This window comes from Nocardioides sp. Leaf307, from assembly GCF_001423135.1.
Lineage (GTDB): Bacteria > Actinomycetota > Actinomycetes > Propionibacteriales > Nocardioidaceae > Nocardioides > Nocardioides kribbensis.
The window spans coordinates 360,614-383,275 of record NZ_LMNY01000003.1; the positions used below are offsets into that span (position 1 = coordinate 360,614).

The following is a 22,662-nucleotide window of genomic DNA, read 5'->3' on the forward strand; positions in this document are numbered from 1 at the left end:
CCGGCGGTGACCGCCGCCACAGACCCGCGGCACCTCGGCGGTCGCAGCGCAGCCTCTGCGCCGCGCCTGCGCCGTCCCTGCGCCGCCCCTGCGCGGTGCTGCGTCGAGCCGCCCCGGCCCACCGCGCAGGAGACGCCCGTCCACGCCTCGTCGCCGGTTCGGCGATGGGTGCGCGACGTCCCTACGGTTGGCGCCCATGAGCAGCCTCCTCGTGCGCAACGCCCGGATCGTGCCCGTCCGCGCGGCCGACCGCGGCACCGACCGAGCCCCCGACGCCCCCGTCGACGTGCTCGTCGAGCACGGCCGGGTCACGGCGGTCGGGCCGCGGCTGAGCGCGCCGACCACGGCGTACGACGAGCACCGCGAGGTCGACGCCGCGGGGCGCTGGGTGGCGCCGGGGCTGTGGGACCAGCACGTCCACCTGGCCCAGTGGACCCTCACCTCGGCGCGGCTCGACCTCACCGGGGCGCGCTCGCCGGAGCAGGCGACGGCGCTGGTGGCCGAGCGGGTGCGGGAGTACCCCGAGCTGCCCGTGATCGGCTGGGGCCACCGCTCGGCCGGCTGGGACCGCGAGGTCACCGTCTCCGAGCTCGACGCCGTCACCGGCGACACCCCGGTGGTGCTGATCTCCGGCGACGCCCACCACGCCTGGCTCAACACCACCGCGCTGCTGCACCTCGCGCTGCCGGTGCGCGACTCGGTGGTGCGCGAGGCGGAGTGGTTCCGCGCCTACGCGCGCCTGTCCTCGCTCATCGGCGACGACGGCACCTCGCCCGAGGCCTACCGCCGCACCCTCGACCACGCCGCCGCGCTGGGCATCGTCGGCCTGGTCGACTACGAGTTCTCCGGGGGCGCCGCGGAGTGGGCCGAGCGCTGGTCGCACGGCTGCGACCTGCTGCGGCTGCGCATGTCGACCTACGCCGAGGGCCTCGACGACGTCATCGCCATGGGCCTGCGCACCGGCGACCCGCTGCCGGGCTGCGACGACCGCGCCACGATGGGGCCGCTGAAGATCATCAGCGACGGCTCCCTCAACACCCGCACCGCGTGGTGCTGCGAGCCCTACGGCGACGCCCACCGGCTGGAGTACCCCGCCGGGCAGCCCAACCTGTCGGGCGAGGAGCTGCGCGAGCTGCTGGCCCGCGCCCACGCCCACGGCCTCGAGGTCGCCACCCACGCCATCGGCGACGCCGCCTGCGCCGAGGCGCTCGAGGCCTACGCCGTGACCGGCGCCCGCGGCTCGATCGAGCACGCGCAGATGGTCAACCGCGCCGACGTGCGCCGCATGGCCGAGCTGGGCATCCGCGCCAGCGTGCAGCCCGCCCACCTGCTCGACGACCGCGACCTGACCGAGAAGATCTGGGGCCAGCGCTCCGCGCGCTGCTTCGCCTACCGCTGGATGCTCGACGACGGCGTCGAGCTGGCCCTCGGCTCCGACGCCCCGGTCTCGCCGCTGGACCCGTGGCTGGCGATGGCCGCCGCGGTGCACCGCAGCGCCGACGAGCGGGAGGCGTGGCACGGCGAGCAGGCGCTGACCCCGCAGGAGGTGCTCGCCGCCTCCGTCGACGGCCAGCCCACCGTCGGCGCCGGCTCCCGCGGCGACCTGGTGCTGCTCGACCGCGACCCGCTGGCCCCCAGCGACTCGCCCGCCGCGGCCGCGGCCCAGCTGCGCACCATGCCCGTCGCCGCGACGTACGTCGCCGGCCGCGAGGTCCACTCCACCCTCTGACCCGGCCCGCCCCGACCCCACCCGCCCCGGGCTCGGACCGGCCGGCGGCGACACGTGTTACTGACCGTTGCGACCTCTACCCGACCGTCACGACAGTCAGGTAGAGGTCGCAACGGTCAGTAAGTGGCGATCGGGGCCGCGGCTCAGTCCTGGCCCAGCACGGCGAGCACCTCGGCGGCGACGGCCTCCTGCTCGGCGGCGAGCGGGTGGTAGGCGAGCGCCTCGTCCTCGAGCGTGGTGCGCCCGTTGATCCACGGGTCCTCGGCGCACAGGTCGTGGCCCTCGGTGGCGGCGAAGGCGTCGACGAAGTCGACCCCGGCGTCCTTCGCGGCGCCCTCGACGGCGGCGTCGAGGCGCTCGTTGAGGTCGCGGGCGTAGGGGTAGTCGCCGACCGCGAGGTCGATGCGGTCGGGGCAGGTGCCCTCGGCGGGCAGGATCTGGGGGTAGCCGACGGCCAGCACCCGGGCGTCGGGCGAGCGGTCGAGGACGCCGGTGAGCGCGGCGGCGAGCTGGCCGCGGATCTGGCGGAAGACGTTGTCCTTCACCAGGTCGGCGTCCTCGCAGGGCGAGCCGTCGGGGTCCTCGGCGGCGAGCTGGCCGCAGCGGCCGATGAGGGTGGCGAAGAGGTTGAAGTCGTTGCCGCCCATGCCGAGGGTCACCAGGTCGGTGTCCTCGGTGAGCGCGTCGAACTGCGCCGGCCGCGCCTGGCCGTCGAAGGTCTCCTGCACGCCGACCAGCGACGTGGTGGTGGCGCCGGAGCAGCTGACGTCGGTGAGCGCGGTGCCGTCGATGGCGGCGGCGACGAGGCTGGGGTAGTTGCCCGTGGAGCGCAGGCAGCCGTCCTGCGGGTCGGTGTCGGGCACGAGCGGCGCCGCGGTGTAGGAGTCGCCGAGGGCGACGTAGCGCGGGAAGTCGCCGCTGCCCTCGCCCGCGTCGGCGGTGGACCCGGGGCTGGTCGAGGGGCTGGTCGAGGGGGCGCTGGAGGAGGTCTCGGGGGAGGGTGCGGCGGTGTCGTCGGGCTCGTCGCCGCCCGAGGAGCTGCAGCCGGTGACGAGCAGCGCGCCGGCGGCCAGCGCGGCCGCGAGACGCAGCGTCGCGGGGCGGGCGGGGGCCGCGGCGCGGCGGGACGGGCGGGCCGAGGGGCGAGCGGTCATGGCGTCGACGGTACGGGCCCGGCGGGTCGCCCCACCCCACCCGGGGGTGTCGCGCTCAGGACGGCAGGAGTACGACGGAGTCATGAGCGACACCCGCGGCGGCCCCGAGCCGGTCGCCGACCCCGCACCGGCCCCGCCCCGCCCGACCGCGCCGACGGCCGCGCCGACCACCGCGCCCACCGACCCGCCCACCGACCCGCCCACCGACCCGCCCACCGACCCGCCCACCGGCCCGCCCACCGACCCGTCCGCGACCTCGTCGGCGGGCCCTCCGCGCGGCGAGGGGGAGGGCGGCGGCGGCGAGTCGCTGCTCACCGTCGTGGTCGCGCTCGTGGCCAACGCGCTGCTGGCGCTGGCCAAGTCGGTGGCGGCGGTGGTGACCGGCTCGGCGGCGATGGTGGCCGAGGCGGCGCACTCGTGGGCCGACACCGGCAACGAGGTCTTCCTGCTGGTGGCCGAGCGCTCGGGAGGCCGTCCCCGCGACGCCGAGCACCCGCGCGGCTACGGGCGCGCGACGTACGTCTGGTCGCTGGTGGCGGCCTTCGGGCTGTTCTCGGCGGGCGCGGTGGTGTCGGTCTGGCACGGCGTGACCCAGCTGGGCAGCACGGAGGAGGAGGCGTCGTTCGTCGTCAACTACGTCGTGCTCGGGGTGGCGCTGGTGCTGGAGGGCACGTCGTTCGTGCAGGCCTCGCGCCAGGTGGGCGGCGACGCCCGGCGCTGGGGCGTGCACCCGCTGCGCTACGTCGCCGAGACCTCCAACCCGACGCTGCGCGCGGTCTTCTTCGAGGACGCCTCGGCGCTGGTCGGCATCGTGCTGGCCGCCGCGGGCATCGGCCTGCACCAGCTCACCGGCGACCCGGTGTGGGACGCGCTGGCCTCGATCGCCATCGGCGTGCTGCTCGCGGTGGTCGCGGTCTTCCTGATGCGGCGCAACATGGCCTACCTCCTCGGCGAGGGCCTCGGCCCGCAGCTGCAGGCCCGGGTGCTGCGCAGCCTGCTGGCCCACCCCCAGATCGAGCGGATCACCTACCTCCACGTCGAGTACGTCGGCCCGCAGCGGCTCTTCGTGGTCGCCGCCGTCGACCTGGTCGGCGACGACGCGGAGTCGGCTCTCGCGGTGCGCCTGCGGGGCCTGGAGGCCGACGTCGAGCAGGACCCGATGATCGAGGACGCCGTACTCACCCTCGCCCTGCCCGCCGAGGCCTCCCTGGCGCTCTGAGCCCCGGCGGCCGCAGCCCCGCGGCCCGCGGCCCGCGGCCTACTGACCGTTGCCACCTCTACCCGACAGTCATGACGGTCACGCAGAGGGCTCAACGATCAGTAGGACGCCACCGGCGTACGACGACCGTCCGCCCCGGCGCAGCGGCACCGGGGCGGACGGTCGTGGGTGCGGGCGGGTGCCCGCCGTTCAGCGGCCGATCAGGTCCGACTCGGAGGCCGGACGCAGAGGTCGACTCAGAGGTCGACTCAGAGGTCGATCGGGCGCAGCACGCGGTCGATGGCGTGGGCGACCTGCTTGTTGCCGCGGTTGACGTCGAGGGCGATGACGCGGGGGTCGCGGGCGTTGGTGTCCTGGTCCTCCAGGCGCACCTCACCGCCCTTGACCCGCACGGTCCAGGTCGCGCCCAGCGCGGTGGTGGTGGGCTCGCCCTTCGAGGCGACGACCTTCTCCGAGACCAGCGTCTTGCCGGCGACCACGTGGTAGAGCAGGACGGCCTCGAGGGTGTCGACGTCGACCGCGGCGGCGACCTGGCGGAAGGTCTGGCGCTCGTTGCCGGGGCGCTCGCCGGTCAGCTTGAGCACGAGGTTGCGGAAGGCCGCGTCGGTGGGCAGGAAGGCGGTGGCGCGCTCCCCGCCCTGGGTGAGCAGACCGACGGGGCTCTCCGGCTTGGCCTTGAGCACGGCGAGCACGGCGCGCTCGAGGACGTCGAAGTCCTGCGACTTGTGGTCGAAGCGGTTGCCGTCGGCGGCGAGCACCTCGGCGAGGCTGGTCTCACCCTGCGGCTTGGCCGACGGGGCGGCGGAGGCCGGGGCCAGGGCGCCGGCGGCGAGGGTCGCGGCAGCGGCGGTGGCGGCGAGGGCGGTGGTGATCTTCTTCATGGGGTTTCTCTCCTGTGTGGGTGTTTCTCTGGCGGGTCGGTCCGAGTGGTGGTCTGGGTGGTGGCCGGTCGGGCCGGTCGGGCCCGGTGGAGCCGGTCGGCGGCGCTCAGGCCCGGGTCGGGCCGGCGTAGGCGCCGCGCAGCGCGGAGGTGACGGAGTGGGCGGGGTCGCCGTCGTCGGGCTCGAGGCTGACGTCGACGGCGGCGTAGGCCGAGACCAGTCCGGCGGGCAGCTCGACGACCGCGGAGCCGTCGGGGCCGAGGGTGCCGAGGGGGAGCATCTTGTTGGTCGCGGGGTCGAGCAGCCACGCCTCGTAGAACTCCCCGCGCCGGGGCTCGGGCAGTCCGGAGGCGGTGATGGTGACGCGGGTGCCTCCGGGTACGTCGACCAGCTCCACCGCCCCGGCGGAGTCGCGGAAGCGGCGCTCGAGCGGGGCCAGGTCGGCTCCGACCGGCCGCGGCTCGGGACCGGTGCTCGGCCCGGTCGGCCCGCCGGTCGGACTGCCGCCAGGGCTGTCGTCAGGGCTGCCGTTGGGGCCGGCCGAGGGGGTCTGCGGTGCGCCGCCCGCGGCGGGGAGGGATCCGGTGGCGTCGGGTCCGGAGCCGGCGAGGGCCCAGCCCCCGGCGGCTCCCACGCCGGCCGCGACGACGGCGACCGCCGCGGCCAGCGCGAGCAGGGGCCGACGACCGCGGGGTCGCGACGACACCACGAGCGGGGGTGGCTCGGGCATCGAGGCGGTGCCACCCGCGGTCGCCGGCGTCCGGGGAGCCGGCCTGCCGCCCCGGGGTGGGCGGCCGGCGAGGCCGGCCGCGCCGGGGATGCCCCCGGCAGCTCGTCCACCGACCGCGCCGGCGCCACCGGCGCCCACGGTCCCGCCAGCCCCGCCGGCCCCGCCGGCGGTGCCCGGCCGGGCGGTGAGGGTGCGGGCGGCCCGGGTCAGCAGGGCGTGGCCGACGGCCTGCTCGGCCAGCTCGGCGCGGCACTGCGGGCAACCGGCCAGGTGGTCGCCGACGGCGAGCACGCGGGCGTTGTCGAGCTCCGCGCGCAGCAGCGCCTGGAGGTCGGGGTGGTCCTCCCCGTCCGGAGGCAGGCCGGGGGTGCCGGGTCGTCCGGGGAGGTCGGGGCGGCGGGGGGTCATCGGTCGGCTCCGTCCGGGTCGTCGGTGCGCACGAGGTCGGCGAGGCGGCGCGAGGCGCGGGCGGCGCGGGCCTTGACGGTGCCCAGCGGCAGGTCGAGGTGGTCGGCGATCTCGCGCTGGGTGAGGCCCTCGAAGTAGGCGAGCTCGAGCACCTCGCGGTCGCGCTCGCCCAGTCGCGCCAGCGCGGCGTGCACGTCGGCGGCCTCGGCGTACCGCTCCGCGGTCTCGCGGCCGTCCTCGCCCACGAGGTCGCGGGCGTCTTCGACGGGCACGACGTCGTGGCGGCGGGTGCGCAGGGTGTCGACGGCGCGGCGGTGGGCGATCGTGAAGAGCCACGAGCTGAGCCGCATGGTGGGCTCGTAGCGGTCGGCCTGGCGCCACACGTCCATGAGCGTGCGCTGCAGGACGTCCTCGGCGTCGTCGCCGACGAAGCGGCGCAGGTAGGCCAGCAGGCTGGGGCCGTAGGCGGAGTAGACCTCCTCGAGGGCGGTCTCCTCGCGGCGTGCGAGACGCGCGCCGACCGGCTCCTCCTCGAGCGCTCCGATGACCTCCATGCCTGTGCTTCGCCCGCCGGGGCCCCCGCGGTTGCACCTGGCCCGGGATACCCCCTAAAAGGATGAGGGGGGTCTCACCCCCGCGGTCGGGCCGGCCGCGGAGACGGCCCCTGCTCCTCGTGTTACCGACCGTTGCGACCTCTACCTGACAGTCATGACGGTCAGGTAGAGGTCGCAACGGTCAGTAGGACGCGCCCGCGCCCCGCGCCCGCGCCCCGCCCGCGCCTCAGCCCAGGGCGACGGTGAGGGCGAGCACGAAGTCGGGGTCCTCCAGGCGCTCGCCGTAGACCTCGCGCAGCTGGCCCATGCGGTAGCGCACGGTCTGCGGGTGCACGAAGAGCGCCTCGGCGACGTCCTCGCGCCGACCCTGGTGCAGCAGCCAGGAGCGCAGCGTCTCGACCAGCTTCTCGGCGGTGGCCGGGCGCAGGTCGCCCAGCGGCGCGAGCACCTGGGCCCGCAGGTCCGCGCGGGCCGAGGCGTCGGCGCTGAGCACGAGGGCGGTGAGGTGGGCCTCGGTGTCGAGCTCCATGCCCAGGTCGCGGGCGCGCACGGCGCGTTCGTAGGAGGCGCGCACCTCCAGCCACGGCCGAGCAGGGCCCGCCAGCGCGCCGCGGTCGCCGAGCACGCGCAGCAGCGCCGCGCGGCGGTGGTCGTGGGCGTCGGGCACGAGCACGAGCGACTCGCGGTCGGCGCCGGGCCGCGCGGGCGGCTCGGGCACGACCAGGGTGCTGGCGGACACCGCCGAGAGCACGGGCCGCAGCTGGGAGTCGGGCACCAGGACGGCGGTCAGCGTGGTGGGCGGCTCCCACTCGGCGCGCTGGGCGGCGTCGAGCACGGTCTCCACCGGGGTGTCGTCGTCGAGCAGGTGCTGGGCCAGCCGCTCCAGCAGCCGCTGGCGGGCGCGCCCGGCGGTGGTGACCTCGTCGGCGTGGCCGGCCACGCTGGCCGCGGAGAGCTCGTCGATGTAGGCGAAGACCAGCTCGGCGAAGGAGGCCACCGTCTCGGCCGGCATGCCGCTGCGCACGGCGGTGGCCGACATCTCCCGCCACGACACGCGGGCCCCGATCCGGTAGGCCGCGAGCAGCGCGTCGGTCGAGCGGCCGCTGCGGGCCTCGCCGCGGCCCAGCTGGTAGGCGCCCTCGACCGACGGCGCGGCGGGGGTGCGGGGGTCGACGCCGCGCCGGCCGCTGGCCAGCGACAGGAAGCCGCCGAGGGCCAGCTGCACCGCGGTGCGGATGTTCTCGCCCATGGGGCCGCTGAGCGCGCCCTCGTAGCCGGGCACGTCGGCGATGATGGCGTCGACGACGCGGTCGGCCACGACCGCCAGCTCCGAGCGCATCTCGCTCACGGCACGCGCCGGCAGCTGGAGCCCGTGGCCTGCCGTACGACGGGTGATGCGGCGCACCATCCGACCCTCCCGTCCGTCCGCAACCCCGACATGGACGCGGTCACCGTCACAAGTTGTCACTTGCGAACAAAACAGCCCGGTGACTTCACATCACCGGCACAGGACTTTAACGGCCTGGCGTAGGACAGTGGAACCCATGAGCGCCACTGTGTCCACCACCGCCGAGACGACGACCGAGGCCACCGCCCCGGCCGCCGCCGCGACGACGGCGAGCGCCGCCACCACCGCGCCGACCGGCCCGCGCCCGACCACCGGGCGTCCCTCGCTGCGCCAGCGCCTGCGCCGCGTCGCCGAGGCCGCGGTCACGCCGCTGGAGCTCGACGACGTCCTCGACGTGTTCCACCCGCTGCGCAAGGGCGCCGACCTGCGCGCCAAGGTCGTCGCGGTGCAGCCCGAGACCGCGCAGTCGGCCACCATCGTGCTCAAGCCCGGCCGCGACTGGGCCGGCCACGTGCCGGGGCAGTACCTCCGCGTGGGCGTCGACGTCGACGGCGTGCGCCTGTGGCGCACCTACTCGCTGACCCACGGCCCCCGCGCCGACGGCTGCATCTCGATCACCGTCAAGGCGATCCCCGACGGCGTGGTCTCCAACCACCTCGTGCACCACCTCGCGCCCGGCCAGATGATCCACCTCGGCCAGGCCGACGGCGACTTCGTCCTGCCCGACCCGCTGCCGACCAAGCTGCTCATGGTCACCGCGGGCTCCGGCATCACCCCGGTCATCGGCATGCTGCGCAACATGTTCTCCCGCGCCACCCCGGTGCGCGCCGACATCGTGCTGCTGCACTCGGCGCTCTCGCGCTCGGAGGTCATCTTCGGCGACGAGCTGCGCCAGTACGCCGCGGAGGGCCGGCTGCGCCTCGTGGAGCTGCACACCGACCGCGACGGCATGCTCGACGTCGCCGACCCCACCACGGGGCTGGCCGCGCTCGTGCCCGACCTGGCCGAGCGCACGACGTACGCCTGCGGCCCGGTCGGCCTGCTCGACGCCCTCGAGGCCCACCACGGCGAGGCCGGTCTGCCGCTGCACATCGAGCGCTTCCGCACCGCCGTCGTGGCCACCGGCGAGGGCGGCACGCTGAGCTTCACCGGCCCCACCGGCGGCGGCACGGTCGTCGAGGCCGACGGCGCCACGACCATCCTCGACGCCGCCGAGTCGGCGGGCGTGCTGATGCCCAGCGGCTGCCGCATGGGCGTCTGCTTCGGCTGCGTCCTGCCGCTGCGCGAGGGCGCCGTGCGCGACCTGCGCAACGGCGAGCTGACCGTGGCCCAGCCCGGCGACGGCGTCAACATCCAGACCTGCATCAGCGCGGCCGCCGGGCCGTGCGAGATCACCCACTGAGTCGCTCGCCGACTCACCGCGACACCCCCTGACCTGCACCTGATCCACCCGCTCGTCCCACCGAAGGAGCGCACCATGACCGTCATCACCAAGCAGCCCGTCAACCCGACCGCCCACCTCACCCCCGAGGACATCGAGGCCATCGGCGTGGAGCTCGACGCGATCCGTCAGAGCGTGCTCGACGACCGCGGCGCCAGCGACGCGGCCTACATCCGCAAGGTCGTCGACGTGCAGCGCAAGCTCGAGCTGGGCTCGCGCGCGGTGCTGCTGGCCTCGGTCTTCCCGCCGGCCTGGGTCGCCGGCACCGTCGGTCTCTCGATCGCCAAGATCCTGGAGAACATGGAGATCGGCCACAACGTCATGCACGGCCAGTGGGACTGGATGCGCGACCCGAAGATCCACTCAACCACCTGGGAGTGGGACAACGCCTCGACCGCCGAGGGCTGGAAGCACTCGCACAACGAGATCCACCACACCTACACCAACATCGTGGGCAAGGACAACGACCTCGGCTACGGCATCATGCGCGTCGACGAGGACCAGCGCTGGATCCCGATGTACCTCGCGCAGCCGCTGTGGAACTTCATCAACGCCTGCTTCTTCGAGTACGGCATCGCCGCCTACGACCTCGAGCTCGGCAAGAACCTGTCGATCCCGAAGGAGAAGCGCAGCGAGACCTTCAAGAAGAACGCCGCCAACACCCTGCGCAAGATCCGCAAGCAGGCCACCAAGGACTACGTGGTCAACCCGGCGCTGGCCCTGCCGACCGGCTCCTTCCTGCCGACCCTGGCCGCCAACTTCACCGCCAACCTCGTGCGCAACGTCTGGTCGCACTCGGTGATCATGTGCGGCCACTTCCCCGAGGGCGTCGAGACCTTCGAGAAGAAGTCGATCCCCGACAACGAGACCCGCGGCGAGTGGTACCTGCGCCAGATGCTCGGCTCGGCCAACATCTCCGGCTCCAAGGCGATGCACCTGATGACCGGCAACCTGTCGCACCAGATCGAGCACCACCTCTTCCCCGACCTCCCCTCGAACCGCTACGCCGAGGTCGCGCCGAAGGTGAAGGCCCTCTTCGACAAGTACGAGCTGAACTACCACGAGGCCTCGCTGCCGGCCCAGGTCTACTCGGCCTGGCACAAGGTCGTGCGCCTCTCGCTGCCCAACGGCTTCCTCGAGACCACCACGGTCAAGAATGCCCCCGAGCAGCTCAAGACCCTGTGGGCCATGACCACCAAGGGTCCCAAGGTCCGCCGCGCCGCCCAGGCCCGCCTCACCCAGCAGGCCCGCCGCAAGCAGATGACGCAGGCCGCCTGAGCCACCCCGCCGGTGGTCGGGGGCGAGCGCCTCGCCCCGGTGGTTGAGGAGCGAGCGCTTCGCCCCGGTGGTTGAGGAGCGAGCGCCAGCGAGCGTCTCGAAACCACTGCACCAGCCGAGGACCCATCTCACCCCGTCGGGTGAGATGGGTCTTTAGCTTTCCTGGGCACGGTGGGGGTCTCCTTCGACCCCAGGGAGCCACCGATGTCACGCGCGAGCCGCCAGATCACCGAGAACGCCCAGGAGCACCTCGAGCCCGGCGAACAGGTGCAAGGAGCCTTCGCGGGGCAGACCGCGATCCGCTTCCAGGTCACCGACCGCTACCGCACGGTCGTCGCGACCGACCGGCGGCTGCTGATCTTCGACTCCGGCACGTTCTCCCAGACCTCGTGCACCACGCTCATGGCCGAGCTGCCCCGCGACACCCCCGTCGGGCCGCCGAGCGGGCTGCTGTGGCACCGCCTCGACCTGATCGGCGAGGTGCTCCACGTCCACCGCCGCTACTTCTCCGAGGTCGCGGCCATCGACGCCGCCGCGCCGTCGGCGCCGACCGCCTGAGGCGCGCGGCCCCGCCTCTTACTGACCGTTGCGACCACTACCTGACCGTCGTGACGCCCGTCCAGAGGTCGCAACGGTCAGTAAGAAGCTGCGGCGCGCTCACCCCAGCGGGAGGGCCGCCCAGGCGGTGACGACGTCGTCGGCGTCGACGAGCCGGTCGACGGCGGCGCGCAGGGGAGCGCCGACCCCGGGGCCGAGCAGACCGTCGAGCTTGGCCACCAGGGCCGCGTCGTCGAGCGGGAAGTGGCGTGCGTCGCCGATCGGGTCGGGCTGGGCCAGAGCGAGGGTGCGGCCGTCGCGCAGCGCGACCTCGACCTCGCAGACCCGGCGGGCGGGCAGCCACCGGTCGAGGTCGGCGGAGACCTCGACGTGCACGCGGTCGCTGAAGGCCTCGGCCGCGGCGAAGGCGGGGGTGCCGGGCTCCATCGTCGCGGGCGTCACGGCCCCGCTGACCGCCGCGGTGGCCACGGCGAAGGGCAGCGAGAACATCGCGGCCAGCCGGTTGGTCGGGTGACGCTGGAGCAGGGGAGCGGCCAGCGAGTGGATCACGACGCGTACGCCGAGCACCTCGCCCGCCTCCCACCCGCCCGGTGCGCCCGCGCCGCCCGCAGGGCCGGCGTCCGCGGCCGAGCCGGCCACGGCACTCCCGCCGGCGGCGGCGACCGACGCCGAGCCCTCGCCCGCGGCGGCACGCAGCGCGAGCACGAGGTCGATCGCGGCGTGGGTGTAGGAGCAGGCGGCGTGCTGCTTGAGGTAGCCCTCGGCGGCCAGCCACCGTGGGCCGGCCACGTCCCCCGACCCGTCGCCCATCCGGCCGTCCGACCGACCGTCCGGCCGGCCGTCCGCCCCGCGGTCGAGCCCGTCGAGCAGCAGGTCGGGGTCGAGCCCGCCGAGCAGGGCGAAGGCGGCCGCGGCGCCGCCGCGGTTGGCGACCAGCCCGGCCCGGGCGAGGTGCGCGGCCGACAGGCCGGCGAGGCCGGCCTGCCCGGCCCACAGGTTGCGGGTGACGTCGCCGGAGAGCACGGCCGACCACGGCGTGACGCCCATCAGCCCGGTGGCGGCGTCGACGGCGGCGGCGACCTGCCCGGTCGTGGCGCCGAGGATGCGGGCGGCGGCGTAGGCCGCGCCGGTGGCGCCCCAGTGGCCGTGGGTGTGCCAGGCGGGGTCGCGGCGCACGGCGTGGCCGAAGCGCGCGGCGACCTCGTAGCCCCCGGCGACCGCGGCCAGGAAGTCCCGCCCGCCCACGGGCCGGCCGGCCTGCTGCGCGGCGGCGAGCGCCGCGGGCACGACGTGGACGGCCGGGTGGCCGGCGGCGTGCTTGTTGCCCTCGTCGAGCTCCTGGGAGCAGGCCGCGGCCGCGGTGAGCAGCGCCGCGGTCTCCGGGGTGGTGCGCACGTCGCTGCCAGGCAGCGGGTGCGGGCCCGGCGCCAGCGGCCACGCCTCGAGCAGGGCGCGCAGCTCCGGGGTGCGCAGCCCCGCCGCCGCCACGCCCACCAGGTCGGTGAGCACCACGGGCAGTCGCGCCGCGACCGGGGCGGGCAGGTCGTCGTACGCGACGGTGACCGCGGCGACCAGATCGGTGATGGCGTCGCACGTGCGTTCCGCTAGTAGGAACGGCTCCGGATCGGTCATGCGCCCACCGTAGCGCGCGCTGGGGCTGACAAGACGGCGGAAAGCAGCCCCTTCACGGATCGGACCGTTCCGGTTAGAGTGACGTCTCGATCCCGAACGTTTCTTCCAGCGAAACGGATGCTGCGTGTCTGACTCCCACCCCCGCCCCGACGGCACACCCGCCGTCGACACCGCGGTCGACGCTGCCGTCGACGTCACCGACGGGCCGCTCGCCGGCCTGCGCGTGCTCGACGTGTCGACGATCCTGGCCGGGCCGCTGTGCTGCCAGATCCTCGGCGACTACGGCGCCGAGGTGATCAAGGTCGAGCACCCCCGCGGCGGCGACAACATGCGCGGCCACGGGCGCAGCAAGGACGGCGTGCCGCTGTGGTGGAAGGAGATCAGCCGCAACAAGCGCACCGTCGCGGTCGACCTCAAGGCCCCCGGCGGCGCCGAGGTGCTGCGCCGGCTGGCCGCGAGCGCCGACGTTCTGGTCGAGAACTTCCGCCCCGGCACCCTCGAGCGCTGGGGCCTGGGCCCCGAGGTGCTCCACGCCGACAACCCCGGCCTGGTCCTCGCGCGGCTGACCGGCTTCGGGCAGAGCGGGCCCTACAGCAGCCGTGCCGGCTTCGGCACCCTGGCCGAGGCGATGAGCGGCTTCGCGGCCGCCACCGGCGAGGCCGACGGCCCGCCCACGCTGCCCGCCTTCGGCCTGGCCGACTCCATCTGCGGCATCGCCGCCTCCTCGGCGGTGCTCATGGCGCTGCGCCACCGCGACCGCACCGGCGAGGGCCAGGTCGTCGACCTCAGCATCCTCGAGCCGATCATGGCCGCGGTCGGCCCGGGCCCGACGGTCTACCAGCAGACCGGCGAGATCGCCCAGCGCCACGGCAACCGCTCCACCAACAACGCCCCCCGCAACACCTACCGCACCTCCGACGACCGCTGGGTCGCGATCTCCACCAGCGCCCAGCGCATCGCCGAGCGGGTCATGGAGCTGGTGGGCCACCCCGAGGTCATCGCCGAGCCGTGGTTCGCCACCGGCGGCGGGCGCGCGGAGCACGTCGACCTGCTCGACGAGCACGTCGGCTCCTGGATCGCCGCGCGCGACCGCGAGACCGTGCTGGCCGCCTTCACCGAGGCCGGCGCCGCGATCGCGCCGGTCTACGACTCCCGCGACCTCACCGAGGACCCCCACGTGCGCGAGACCGGGATGCTGCTCGAGGTGGACGACCCCGACCTCGGCCCCCTGCTCCAGCACAACGTCATGTGGCGCATGAGCGCCACCCCCGGGCGCATCCGCTTCACCGGCCGCGCCCTGGGCCACGACACCGACGCCGTGCTCGGCGAGCTCGGCTACGACGCCGAGGCCATCACCCGACTCAAGGAAGAGGAGGCCGTCCGGTGAGCGACACCCCGACGACCACCCCGCACACCCCCGCCGACCCCACCGCTGCCAGCACCCCGGCCAGCACCCCGGCCCCCGCCCCGGTCGCCGGCGCCGACGACCTGCTCCGCGCCGTGCAGGCCGGGGTCGAGACGATCGACCTGGGCCGCCAGCTGCGCGTGGGCATGCCGCAGTCGCCCAACCACCCGCAGTTCTGGCACACCCTGCCGCGTCGCCACGGCGACATGGTGCGCTCCGACGGCAGCAGCGCCGCCAACGACATGATCACCACCGGCACCCACGTCGGCACCCACATCGACGCGCTGGCCCACGTCTCCTTCGACGGCAAGCTCCACGGCGGCGCCGACGCGGCCGCGGCCTGCGTGGGCGGCAAGTACGAGGAGCACGGCGTGCACACCATCGCCCCGATGCTGCGCCGCGGTGTGCTGCTCGACGTCGCGGGCCACCTCGGCCTCACCCACTGCGAGGGCGGCTACGAGATCACCGTCGCCGACCTGGAGGCCACCGCCGAGCGCGCCGGCGTCACCGTCGGCGCGGGCGACGTCGTGCTGGTCCGCAGCGGCTGGGGCGCGCGCTTCGCCGAGGGCGCGGCGTACGTCGGGGGCGCCTCGGGCGTGCCCGGGGTCGCGGAGGCCGGCGCCGTGTGGCTGGCCGAGCGCGGGGTGCACGCCGCGGGCGCCGACACCATCGCCTTCGAGCGGCTCGCGCCGGGCGGCGGCCACGCGCTGCTGCCGGCCCACCGGGTGCTGCTGGTCGAGGCGGGCATCTTCATCGTCGAGGCGCTCGACCTCGAGGGCCTGGCCGCGGCCGGGTGGGCGGAGTTCACGTTCGTCCTCGTGCCGATGAACATCTTCGGCGCCACCGGCTCCCCGGTGCGCCCCCTCGCGCTGCGCTCGACCCAGCCCCAGAGCCAGAACCAGAGCCAGAGCCAGAACCAAAGCGGAGCCGCCTCGTGAGCGACGCGACCCTGGCCCAGCAGCTCGGCGCCTTCGCCGAGGCCACGACCTTCGACGCCCTGCCCGAGGCAGTGGTCGACAGCGTGCGCAAGCGCGTGCTCGACACCGTCGGCATCGCGGTGGCCGCGGCCCCGTTGGAGACCAGCCGCGCGGCCCGCGCCTGGGCGCGCAGCCAGGGCGGCCACGCCGCGGCCTCGGCCGTGGGCGTGCCCGAGGGGCTGCCGGCCGGGCTGGCGGCGTTCGTCAACGGCGTGCTCGCCCACTCCCTCGACTACGACGACACCCACCTGCCCTCGGTGCTGCACCCCAGCGCCACGGTCGTGCCGGTCGCGCTGGCCGCCGCCGAGCGCGCGGGCGCGAGCGGGCAGGAGCTGGTGCGCGCGATCGCGCTGGGCCTGGAGACCTGCGTGCGCCTGGGCATGGCCGGCTACGACGAGGCGGCGAAGAACTCCACCTTCTTCGAGCACGGCCAGCACGCCACCTCCATCTGCGGCGCGATGGGCGGCGCGGTCGCCGCGACCGTCCTGGCCGGAGGCGAGGCCGACGCGGTGGTCGACAGCCTCGGCGTCGCTGCCTCCATGGCCTCGGGCATCATCGAGGCCAACCGCACCGGCGGCACGGTCAAGCGGCTGCACTGCGGCTGGGCCGCCCACGCCGCGGTCTCGGCCGCCGAGCTGGTCTCCTTCGGCCTCACCGGCCCGCCGACGGTGCTGGAGGGCCGCTTCGGCTTCTACCAGGCCTGGCTGCACGGGCGCTTCGACGCCGCCGCGGTCGTCGACGGCCTGGGGGAGACGTGGGCGGTGCCCGACATCTTCTTCAAGCCCTACCCCGCCAACCACTTCACCCACGCCGCGGTCGACGCTGCCGGGCGGCTGCGCGCCCGCGGCGTACGGCCCGACGACGTGGAGCGGCTGGTGCTCGGGGTGCCGGCGCCCAACCTGCGCACGATCGGGGAGCCGATCGAGGTCAAGCGCACCCCGGAGACGGGCTACATGGCGCAGTTCTCCGGGCCGTACGCCGTGGCCGTCGGCCTGCTCGGCGGCGCCGGGCTCGGCGCCGGCGTGGAGGACTACACCGACGAGCTGGCCCGCGACCCGCAGCGGCGTGCGCTGATGGCCAAGGTCGACGTGGTGCCCGACCAGCGCTGCACCGACATCTTCCCCACGCAGTTCCCCGCCGTGCTGACCGCCCACCTGGTCGACGGCCGCGAGCTGGTGGAGGAGGTCCTGACCACCCGCGGGGGGCCGCAGCGACCGCTGTCCTTCGAGGAGCTGGCCGCGAAGTTCCGCGCCAACGCCGGCCGCACGCTGGCCGACGACCAGGTCGACGCACTCGCCGAGGCGTGCGCCGCGCTGGAGACCTGCACCGACATCGGCGCGGTGCTCGCGCCGTTGACCTCGGTGGACCCCATGACCACGACCGACAGCACGAAGTGAAGGGTGACCTCATGAGCGACTACGACCTGGTGATCACGAACGCGCGCGTGGTGCGCCCCGGCCACGCCGAGCCCGAGCGGCTCGACGTCGCGGTGAAGGACGGCGTCTTCGCCGCCGTCGAGGCCGGCCTCGACACGACCGGCGCCGAGGTGCTCGACGCGGGCGGCAAGCTGCTCTTCCCCGGCGTCGTCGACGTCCACCAGCACTGGGGCATCTACAACGAGCTGGGCGAGGACGCCGAGAGCGAGAGCCGCGCCTCCGCGCAGGGCGGCGTGACCTCCGGCATCACCTACATCCGCACGGGCGCCTACTACATGAACCGCTCGGGCCCCTACCGCGAGGTCTTCCCCGACGTCCTGGCCGCCACCGACGGCCGGGCCTACGTCGACTACGCCTTCCACGTGGCGCCGATCCTCGAGGAGCACATCGAGGAGATCCCGATGATGATCGAGGACTTCGGGGTGCCGTCGTTCAAGATCTTCATGTTCTACGGCAGCCACGGCCTGCACGGCCGCTCGGCCGACCAGGGCTCGTTCCTCATGCTGCCCGAGGACCAGTCCTACGACCTGGCCCACTTCGAGTTCGTGATGCGCGGCATCCAGCAGGCCCGCAACGACGAGCGCTTCGCCCAGGACCGCGATGCCATCTCGCTCTCGCTGCACTGCGAGACCGCCGAGATCATGCGGGCCTACACCAAGCTGGTCGAGAAGGACGGCACGCTCACCGGCCTGGAGGCCTACAGCGCCTCGCGCCCGCCGCACTCCGAGGGCCTGGCGATCACCATCGCCTCCTACCTCGCCCACGAGACCGAGCTGCCCAACATCAACCTGCTCCACCTCACCTCGCGCAAGGCGATCGAGGCGGCGATGATGATGCAGTCGACCTTCCCCCACATCGACTTCCGCCGCGAGGTCACCGTCGGCCACCTCGTCGCCGACTTCACCACCGCCAACCTCGGCGGCAAGGTCAACCCGCCGCTGCGCTCGCCCGAGGACGTCGACTCGCTGTGGGAGCACCTGCTCGCGGGCCACTTCTCCTGGGTCACCTCCGACCACGCCTGCTGCAAGGAGGAGACGAAGTTCGGCGACCCGAAGGACGACGTCTTCCTGGCCAAGTCGGGCTTCGGCGGCACGGAGTACCTCCTGCCCGCCCTGCTCACCGAGGGCCGCCGTCGCGGCCTGTCCTACGGCGCCGTCGCCGAGCTCACCGCCCGCAACCCCGCCGAGCGCTTCGGCCTGAAGCAGAAGGGCGACCTGGCCGTCGGCAAGGACGCCGACTTCTGCCTCGTCGACGACGACGTCACCTACGAGGTGCACGCCGCCGACTCCCTCTCCACCCAGGAGTACACCCCCTTCGAGGGCTTCGAGCTCACCGCCCGCGTCACCGACACCTACCTGCGCGGCTCCGCCGTGCTCCAGGACGGCGACGTCGTCGGCACCCCCCGCGGCCAGTTCGTCCGCCGCTCCGGCAACCCCGCCTGACCCCGGCCGCGGCGTGCCGAGGTCCGGCCCCCCACACCACGACCTCGGTACGCCGCCGCACCCCACCCAGTACCCACCCCGACCCCGGTGGTTGAGGAGCGAGCGAAGCGAGCGTCTCGAAACCACCACGCACCCCTCCGGTGGTTGAGGAGCGAGCGCCAGCGAGCGTCTCGAAACCACGCAACCCCCGGTGGTTGAGGAGCGAGCGAAGCGAGCGTCTCGAAACCACGGCCCCGCCAGCAATACTCACCCCGTGAAACCCCTCGCCTGGTGGCTCGCCTCCGCCGCCCTCGTGCTCGCCGGCGTCGTCCTGCTCCTGACGACCCAGGCCGACCCGACCGGTGACGGCTGGTTCGCCTACGCCCCGCTCGACCCCCAGACCGACTGGGTCATGGGCTGGGACGACACCGTGTCGGCCGACGGCACCTACTTGTCCACCTGGCAGCTCGTCGGCCTCGGTCTGGCCGCCCTCGGACTGGTCCTCCTCGCCGCCCGGGTCGGCTACGCCCGCGGCCGCCGAGCCGGCGCCCCGCAGCGATGAGTCCGCACCCCGCCGCCGGTCGAAGCTCCTGACGACAACCGAGGAGCACCACGTGACGCAGCTGGTCAGGGTCCACAACGTCACCGTGTCGAGCGATGGCTACGCAGCGGGGGAGGGCCAGAGCCTCGAGCGCCCCTTCGGCAGCGTCGACCCGATGGGACCTCATGAGCTGGGCTGTGGGCACGGCGAGCTGGCCCGGGCGCAGCGAGCCCGGCGGCAGCCGCGGCCTCGACGACCACCTGGTCCGCGAGTTCCACCGCGACATCGGCGCGGAGATCATGGGGCGCAACAAGTTCAGCCCCCACCGCGGCCCGTGGGCCGACGAGGAGTGGCAGGGCTGGTGGGGCGACGAGCCGCCGTTCCACACCCCGGTCTTCGTGATGACCCACCACCCGCGCCCGTCGTTCAGCCTGGGTGACACGACGTTCCACTTCGTCGGCGGCGACCCCGCGTCGGTGCTGGCCCAGGCCCTGGACGCCGCCGACGGCAAGGACGTCCGCCTCGGCGGCGGCGCCGACACCGTGCGCCAGTTCCTCGACGCCGGCCTGGTCGACACCCTCCACGTCGCGGTCGCCCCGATCGAGATCGGCGCCGGCTCCCGGCTCTGGACCTCGCCCGACGACCTCCTCGACCGCTACCACCGCGACGTCGTCCCCAGCCCCAGCGGCGTGGTCCACCACCTGTTCTGGCGCGACTGACCGTCCACCCGACCAGTCTGCGACAAGACCGGAACCACCCCGCGCCTACCGTGAGCGCGTGCCTCGCCCTCCAGTACGCCGCCACGGCCGGGCCGCCCACGCCGCCGCTCGCTGGGGTGCGGTCGCGCTAATGGTTCGGCCCGCCTACGTCGCCACCGAGTTCATCGTCGCCGCAGCGACCACCGGCGGCTACAGCTTCGTCGCAGACTCCGTCAGCCGCCTCGGCGAGGTCGGCTGCACCGCCGCGTACTGCTCACCGTGCCACGAGCTGATGAACCTCTCCTTCATCGGCTTTGGCCTGCTGCTGGCAATCGGCGCGCTGCTGCTCGCCCGGTCGCTCGGCTGGTGGGTCACCGCGCTGCTGGTGGTCTCCGGGCTGAGCTCCGTGGCCACCGGTCTCGCGCCACTCGACCGCGACGCCACCCTGCACGCCCTGGCCGCGACACCGCTCTTCGTGGCCCAGCCGCTCTCCCTACTGATCCTCGGTGCGCGTCTCCGGCGCCGTGAGCCGCGGCTGGCGAGAGGCCTTTTCGCGACAGGTGCGGTGACGGCTGCCGCCGCGGTGGCGTTCATCCTGTCCGGCGAGGGGACTTTCTCTGGCCTGCTCGAACGTCTGGCGCTGTGGCCTGTCCTCGTCGCGCTTGCAGTCGTCGCCTGGACCCGCATGCGCAAGTGCGCCGTTCCGTTGGCTTGACGACTGGCGGTGCTCCCACCAGCCGCAATGCAGTAGCACCAAGCGCTGGTGGCGTGGGCAAGGGCGGTCAGCGGCCCGCTGTCATAACCCGCCCCCCGGGCCCGCCAGCGGGCTCGCCGTGGCCGCGTCATTCCGCTCAGAATGACTCATGCTGGTCTACTGCCGGGAACGCTGCAGTTTTGCGGCGTGATTCGCACGCTGACGATTCCGAAAGCCAAACGTCAGGGTCGACAGCGCGCCTTGATCGACGAGGCAGATCATTCTGTGCCTCAGGTCACGAGCATCGGCTGTACGCCCTTGGTTTTGGCTCTGAAGTTAGGCGCACACCCGTTCGCGCCTGTTCAGCAGTGCGGTCTCCTGAACGAGCGCAGCCTCAATGAGCCGGTGGATGTGGTCACGCGCGCGGTCCTGCTCGTGCGCCCCAGCGTCGATGGCCGCCGGGACCCAACCGGGGCCCTTCCGAACTCCGATGTCGGGCGCCAGCCCCTCCAGTTCTCCTTCCTTGACTAACACCACACCAACGTGGTCGAGGGAGGCTACGAGCGAATCCGCTCGCGCGCGCTCGGACCGAAACGCACTCATGCCATGGTCTTTGAGTGGCTGCCAAGGACTTTCAACCCCGAGCGCCTCAGTGACTCGCGACTTCGTTTCCCCATGGTAAATACCCTCTGGGTCCTCGTCGAGGATTGTCGCAACCGCACCTAGTGCATCGCGGTTCTGCCGCTTTCTCCTTGGTGTCCTGAACTGAGCCGTTGCGATCCGGTAGTCCGTCGCGAGCTCGGACCAATCACCATTGAGAGACTCAACAACACCGACGAGCGTGCCTTCGTCGTTAATTAGGTCGAGGTCAGCGCACGCGACGGTAGGCACTCCGCAGGCCTTCATGGTCTCTGCTAGTGGCTTGATGTTCGTCTTGCCGGCTGTGGGCACGAACAGAACGTCGTGCGGGGCAATGCTCAGAGACTCTCGCCGATTCGCTGCGTCGACAGACGCAGCGAAGAACCGGCAATCTCGCTCGTTCTCCGCAAGCACGACCGCTCGGTGGAACAACCCGTCGAGGATGTTGGAGTACCGGAGTGATGGGTTGGCCCACACTGAGCGGAGCTGCTCCGCTGGTAGCTGCGAAGCGGCCGTCCGGTCGCCTTGGCGAGTGAGTCGGACGACTGACACGGATGCGGACGTAGCGTCGAGCAGACCAGTCAGAATGTTCTTGTCATGTGTGGCGAGAATAATTTGGATGCCACGTGACTCGGCGAGAAGCGCAAGCTCACGTCCTAGAATGCGTGCCTGCGGTGGATGCAAGAAGGCCTCGGGTTCATCGACCACAACGACTGGATATGTGCTCGCAATGACCGGCAGCAGAAGACCTATCATGCTGCGCATTCCATCCCCCTGCTCGTGCAGCGGTCGAAGGCTCCCAAGCGCGTCGCGATAGGCGGGCGTAATCGCATCGATCGGCGGCGCTTCGACAGCGGGAGTTCCTACCCGGAGGATAAGTTGAGCGCTCAATGGATCCATCACGAGACGCTGCTGGAACGCATCTTCCGCGATGCGCGACAGTTCCAAAAGGAGAGCTGGCTCGTCTTCGAGGCGCTGAAGCGAGTTGGTCGGTGGGTCGGTAAAGTCAGCGCGCCGTGCCGCGGGTTGTGACATCTCTAGTCGCTGCTGAGTTCCCGCGTAGTGCACCAGCGTGGCGCCGAGGTGCCCCAAGCGGCTTCCGTCCCCCGTTCTGGACCACTGATGGATCGCAGATGCTGTCGTTAGAAGTCCGCGTTCCTGATCCAGGACTCCGACGTCAGGACCCTGCATTCCAGTCGGTCTATGGGTAAAGAGCCATGCGGCGAGGTCTGCGTCTCGTCCTGCCCGAGTGGTGTCGACGTTGTCGAGCAGGGTTGGTCCAGGAATCGGAGCCGATGGATCCGTACCAACCCACGCGTTCAACTGACGGAGGATGGTGGACTTTCCGACGTTGTTTCCCCCAACGAACGCTGTCACGCCCGGCGATGGGAGACGGACGGTCGTCCCTTGCAGGGAGATTGAGTCGACAGCGAACTTCATTAGGGTCGGATTGCCTCCGCGCCACGACTCGTTCTGATTCGTGAAGGCCTCGATAGAAATCGCCACGGAAGGCAGACTAGCGACGAGTCTTGGATCTCGCCTCTGCACTCGCCCTTATACGAAGGGGAACTCGGCGGGCCTGGGTCATTCCCCCGCTCAACAGACGCCGGTGGGTGGTGAAGAGGACTAGCGTCCGTTGGCAGCGATGTCCGGTCGAGTTGACTGTGGGCGGTCCGGACAGGGCCGGGCGGCGCGACGCGGCGTTCTGTCCAGCACGACAGCACTCTTGCCCTTCCAACCGACCGAGATGTCCCCAGCCCAGCTCGCGGCGGTCTTCTACCTTGCCCGCGACTCGGGACACACCCACCGGCAGTACGCGTTCCAGCTACGACGCTGGTTCACCTGGTGCGAACACCACGGGCTTGACCCACTGCAAGGGATTCAACGCGCTCACATCGGGCTCTACATCCGCCACCTCG

General features: G+C 73.1%; 20 protein-coding genes. 13 read left to right on the forward strand and 7 right to left on the reverse strand.

The window, feature by feature from the left end; translation table 11 throughout:
* The first annotated feature begins 196 nt into the window (after positions 1 to 196).
* The gene (locus tag ASF50_RS16530; RefSeq protein WP_056905220.1) at positions 197 to 1,729 is read left to right on the forward strand and encodes an amidohydrolase; all 1,533 of its coding nucleotides are present in this window, start codon (positions 197 to 199) and stop codon (positions 1,727 to 1,729) included.
* Positions 1,730 to 1,872: 143 nt separating this feature from the next.
* Here the strand turns inward: ASF50_RS16530 and ASF50_RS16535 are convergent, their stop codons facing one another.
* Positions 1,873 to 2,883, reverse strand: coding sequence for an SGNH/GDSL hydrolase family protein (locus ASF50_RS16535; RefSeq protein ID WP_056905221.1), 1,011 nt, complete (start codon positions 2,881 to 2,883; stop codon positions 1,873 to 1,875).
* A gap of 82 nt (positions 2,884 to 2,965) precedes the next feature.
* Here ASF50_RS16535 and ASF50_RS16540 point away from each other — a divergent pair, with 82 nt between their 5' ends.
* Positions 2,966 to 4,102: a cation diffusion facilitator family transporter gene (locus tag ASF50_RS16540; RefSeq protein WP_082503310.1), complete on the forward strand. Its 1,137-nt coding sequence runs from the start codon at positions 2,966 to 2,968 to the stop codon at positions 4,100 to 4,102.
* Positions 4,103 to 4,350: 248 nt separating this feature from the next.
* Here the strand turns inward: ASF50_RS16540 and ASF50_RS16545 are convergent, their stop codons facing one another.
* From ASF50_RS16545 to ASF50_RS16560, 4 genes are all read right to left on the reverse strand, one after another.
* Positions 4,351 to 4,983: a fasciclin domain-containing protein gene (locus ASF50_RS16545; protein WP_056864966.1), complete on the reverse strand. Its 633-nt coding sequence runs from the start codon at positions 4,981 to 4,983 to the stop codon at positions 4,351 to 4,353.
* A gap of 106 nt (positions 4,984 to 5,089) precedes the next feature.
* Entirely contained in the window at positions 5,090 to 6,121 is a 1,032-nt protein-coding gene (locus ASF50_RS16550; RefSeq protein WP_056905222.1) for an anti-sigma factor domain-containing protein, read from the reverse strand.
* Positions 6,118 to 6,675 carry an RNA polymerase sigma factor gene (locus ASF50_RS16555; protein WP_056864964.1) on the reverse strand — a complete coding sequence of 186 codons (558 nt, stop codon included), beginning with the start codon at positions 6,673 to 6,675 and terminating at the stop codon, positions 6,118 to 6,120. The genes ASF50_RS16550 and ASF50_RS16555 overlap by 4 nt, the downstream gene beginning before the upstream one ends.
* 226 nt (positions 6,676 to 6,901) lie before the next feature.
* Positions 6,902 to 8,083, reverse strand: coding sequence for a PucR family transcriptional regulator (locus ASF50_RS16560; protein ID WP_056905223.1), 1,182 nt, complete (start codon positions 8,081 to 8,083; stop codon positions 6,902 to 6,904).
* 136 nt (positions 8,084 to 8,219) lie between these two features.
* Between ASF50_RS16560 and ASF50_RS16565 the strand changes: the two genes are divergently transcribed.
* From ASF50_RS16565 to ASF50_RS16575, 3 genes are all read left to right on the forward strand, one after another.
* A complete protein-coding gene (locus ASF50_RS16565) occupies positions 8,220 to 9,425 on the forward strand; it encodes a ferredoxin reductase (protein WP_082503311.1) in 1,206 nt (401 codons plus the stop codon).
* A gap of 75 nt (positions 9,426 to 9,500) precedes the next feature.
* Positions 9,501 to 10,742 (forward strand): fatty acid desaturase family protein, encoded by a 1,242-nt coding sequence (locus tag ASF50_RS16570; RefSeq protein ID WP_056905224.1) that lies wholly within the window; start codon positions 9,501 to 9,503, stop codon positions 10,740 to 10,742.
* 204 nt (positions 10,743 to 10,946) lie between these two features.
* The gene (locus tag ASF50_RS16575; RefSeq protein ID WP_056905225.1) at positions 10,947 to 11,300 is read left to right on the forward strand and encodes a hypothetical protein; all 354 of its coding nucleotides are present in this window, start codon (positions 10,947 to 10,949) and stop codon (positions 11,298 to 11,300) included.
* A 99-nt stretch (positions 11,301 to 11,399) separates the two neighbouring features.
* Here ASF50_RS16575 and ASF50_RS16580 read toward each other — a convergent pair whose 3' ends face one another.
* Positions 11,400 to 12,932, reverse strand: coding sequence for an MmgE/PrpD family protein (locus tag ASF50_RS16580; protein WP_056905226.1), 1,533 nt, complete (start codon positions 12,930 to 12,932; stop codon positions 11,400 to 11,402).
* A gap of 217 nt (positions 12,933 to 13,149) precedes the next feature.
* Here ASF50_RS16580 and ASF50_RS16585 point away from each other — a divergent pair, with 217 nt between their 5' ends.
* The 7 genes from ASF50_RS16585 to ASF50_RS16615 all read left to right on the forward strand — a co-directional run bounded on the left by ASF50_RS16585 (position 13,150) and on the right by ASF50_RS16615 (position 20,125).
* The gene (locus tag ASF50_RS16585; protein ID WP_056905435.1) at positions 13,150 to 14,319 is read left to right on the forward strand and encodes a CaiB/BaiF CoA transferase family protein; all 1,170 of its coding nucleotides are present in this window, start codon (positions 13,150 to 13,152) and stop codon (positions 14,317 to 14,319) included.
* Positions 14,316 to 15,275 carry a cyclase family protein gene (locus ASF50_RS16590; protein ID WP_235557716.1) on the forward strand — a complete coding sequence of 320 codons (960 nt, stop codon included), beginning with the start codon at positions 14,316 to 14,318 and terminating at the stop codon, positions 15,273 to 15,275. The genes ASF50_RS16585 and ASF50_RS16590 overlap by 4 nt, the downstream gene beginning before the upstream one ends.
* On the forward strand, positions 15,272 to 16,711 hold the full coding sequence (locus ASF50_RS16595; RefSeq protein WP_056905227.1) for an MmgE/PrpD family protein: 1,440 nt from the start codon (positions 15,272 to 15,274) through the stop codon (positions 16,709 to 16,711). The genes ASF50_RS16590 and ASF50_RS16595 overlap by 4 nt, the downstream gene beginning before the upstream one ends.
* An 11-nt stretch (positions 16,712 to 16,722) precedes the next feature.
* Complete coding sequence (locus tag ASF50_RS16600; protein ID WP_056865269.1) at positions 16,723 to 18,192, forward strand: dihydroorotase; 1,470 nt, start codon at positions 16,723 to 16,725, stop codon at positions 18,190 to 18,192.
* A 253-nt stretch (positions 18,193 to 18,445) separates the two neighbouring features.
* Positions 18,446 to 18,733 (forward strand): hypothetical protein, encoded by a 288-nt coding sequence (locus tag ASF50_RS16605; protein WP_056905228.1) that lies wholly within the window; start codon positions 18,446 to 18,448, stop codon positions 18,731 to 18,733.
* A 164-nt stretch (positions 18,734 to 18,897) separates the two neighbouring features.
* The gene (locus tag ASF50_RS16610) at positions 18,898 to 19,431 is read left to right on the forward strand and encodes a dihydrofolate reductase family protein (protein ID WP_235557717.1); all 534 of its coding nucleotides are present in this window, start codon (positions 18,898 to 18,900) and stop codon (positions 19,429 to 19,431) included.
* A 130-nt stretch (positions 19,432 to 19,561) separates the two neighbouring features.
* On the forward strand, positions 19,562 to 20,125 hold the full coding sequence (locus tag ASF50_RS16615) for a DUF998 domain-containing protein (protein WP_056905229.1): 564 nt from the start codon (positions 19,562 to 19,564) through the stop codon (positions 20,123 to 20,125).
* Positions 20,126 to 20,440: 315 nt separating this feature from the next.
* On the opposite strand, the gene ASF50_RS19795 is transcribed toward ASF50_RS16615, so the two are convergent.
* Positions 20,441 to 21,508, reverse strand: a complete 1,068-nt coding sequence (locus ASF50_RS19795; protein ID WP_414855750.1) for an ATP-dependent nuclease — start codon at positions 21,506 to 21,508, stop codon at positions 20,441 to 20,443.
* Here ASF50_RS19795 and ASF50_RS19800 point away from each other — a divergent pair.
* Positions 21,422 to 21,775, forward strand: coding sequence for a hypothetical protein (locus tag ASF50_RS19800; RefSeq protein WP_056905231.1), 354 nt, complete (start codon positions 21,422 to 21,424; stop codon positions 21,773 to 21,775). The genes ASF50_RS19795 and ASF50_RS19800 overlap by 87 nt on opposite strands.
* Positions 21,776 to 22,662: the final 887 nt, after the last annotated feature.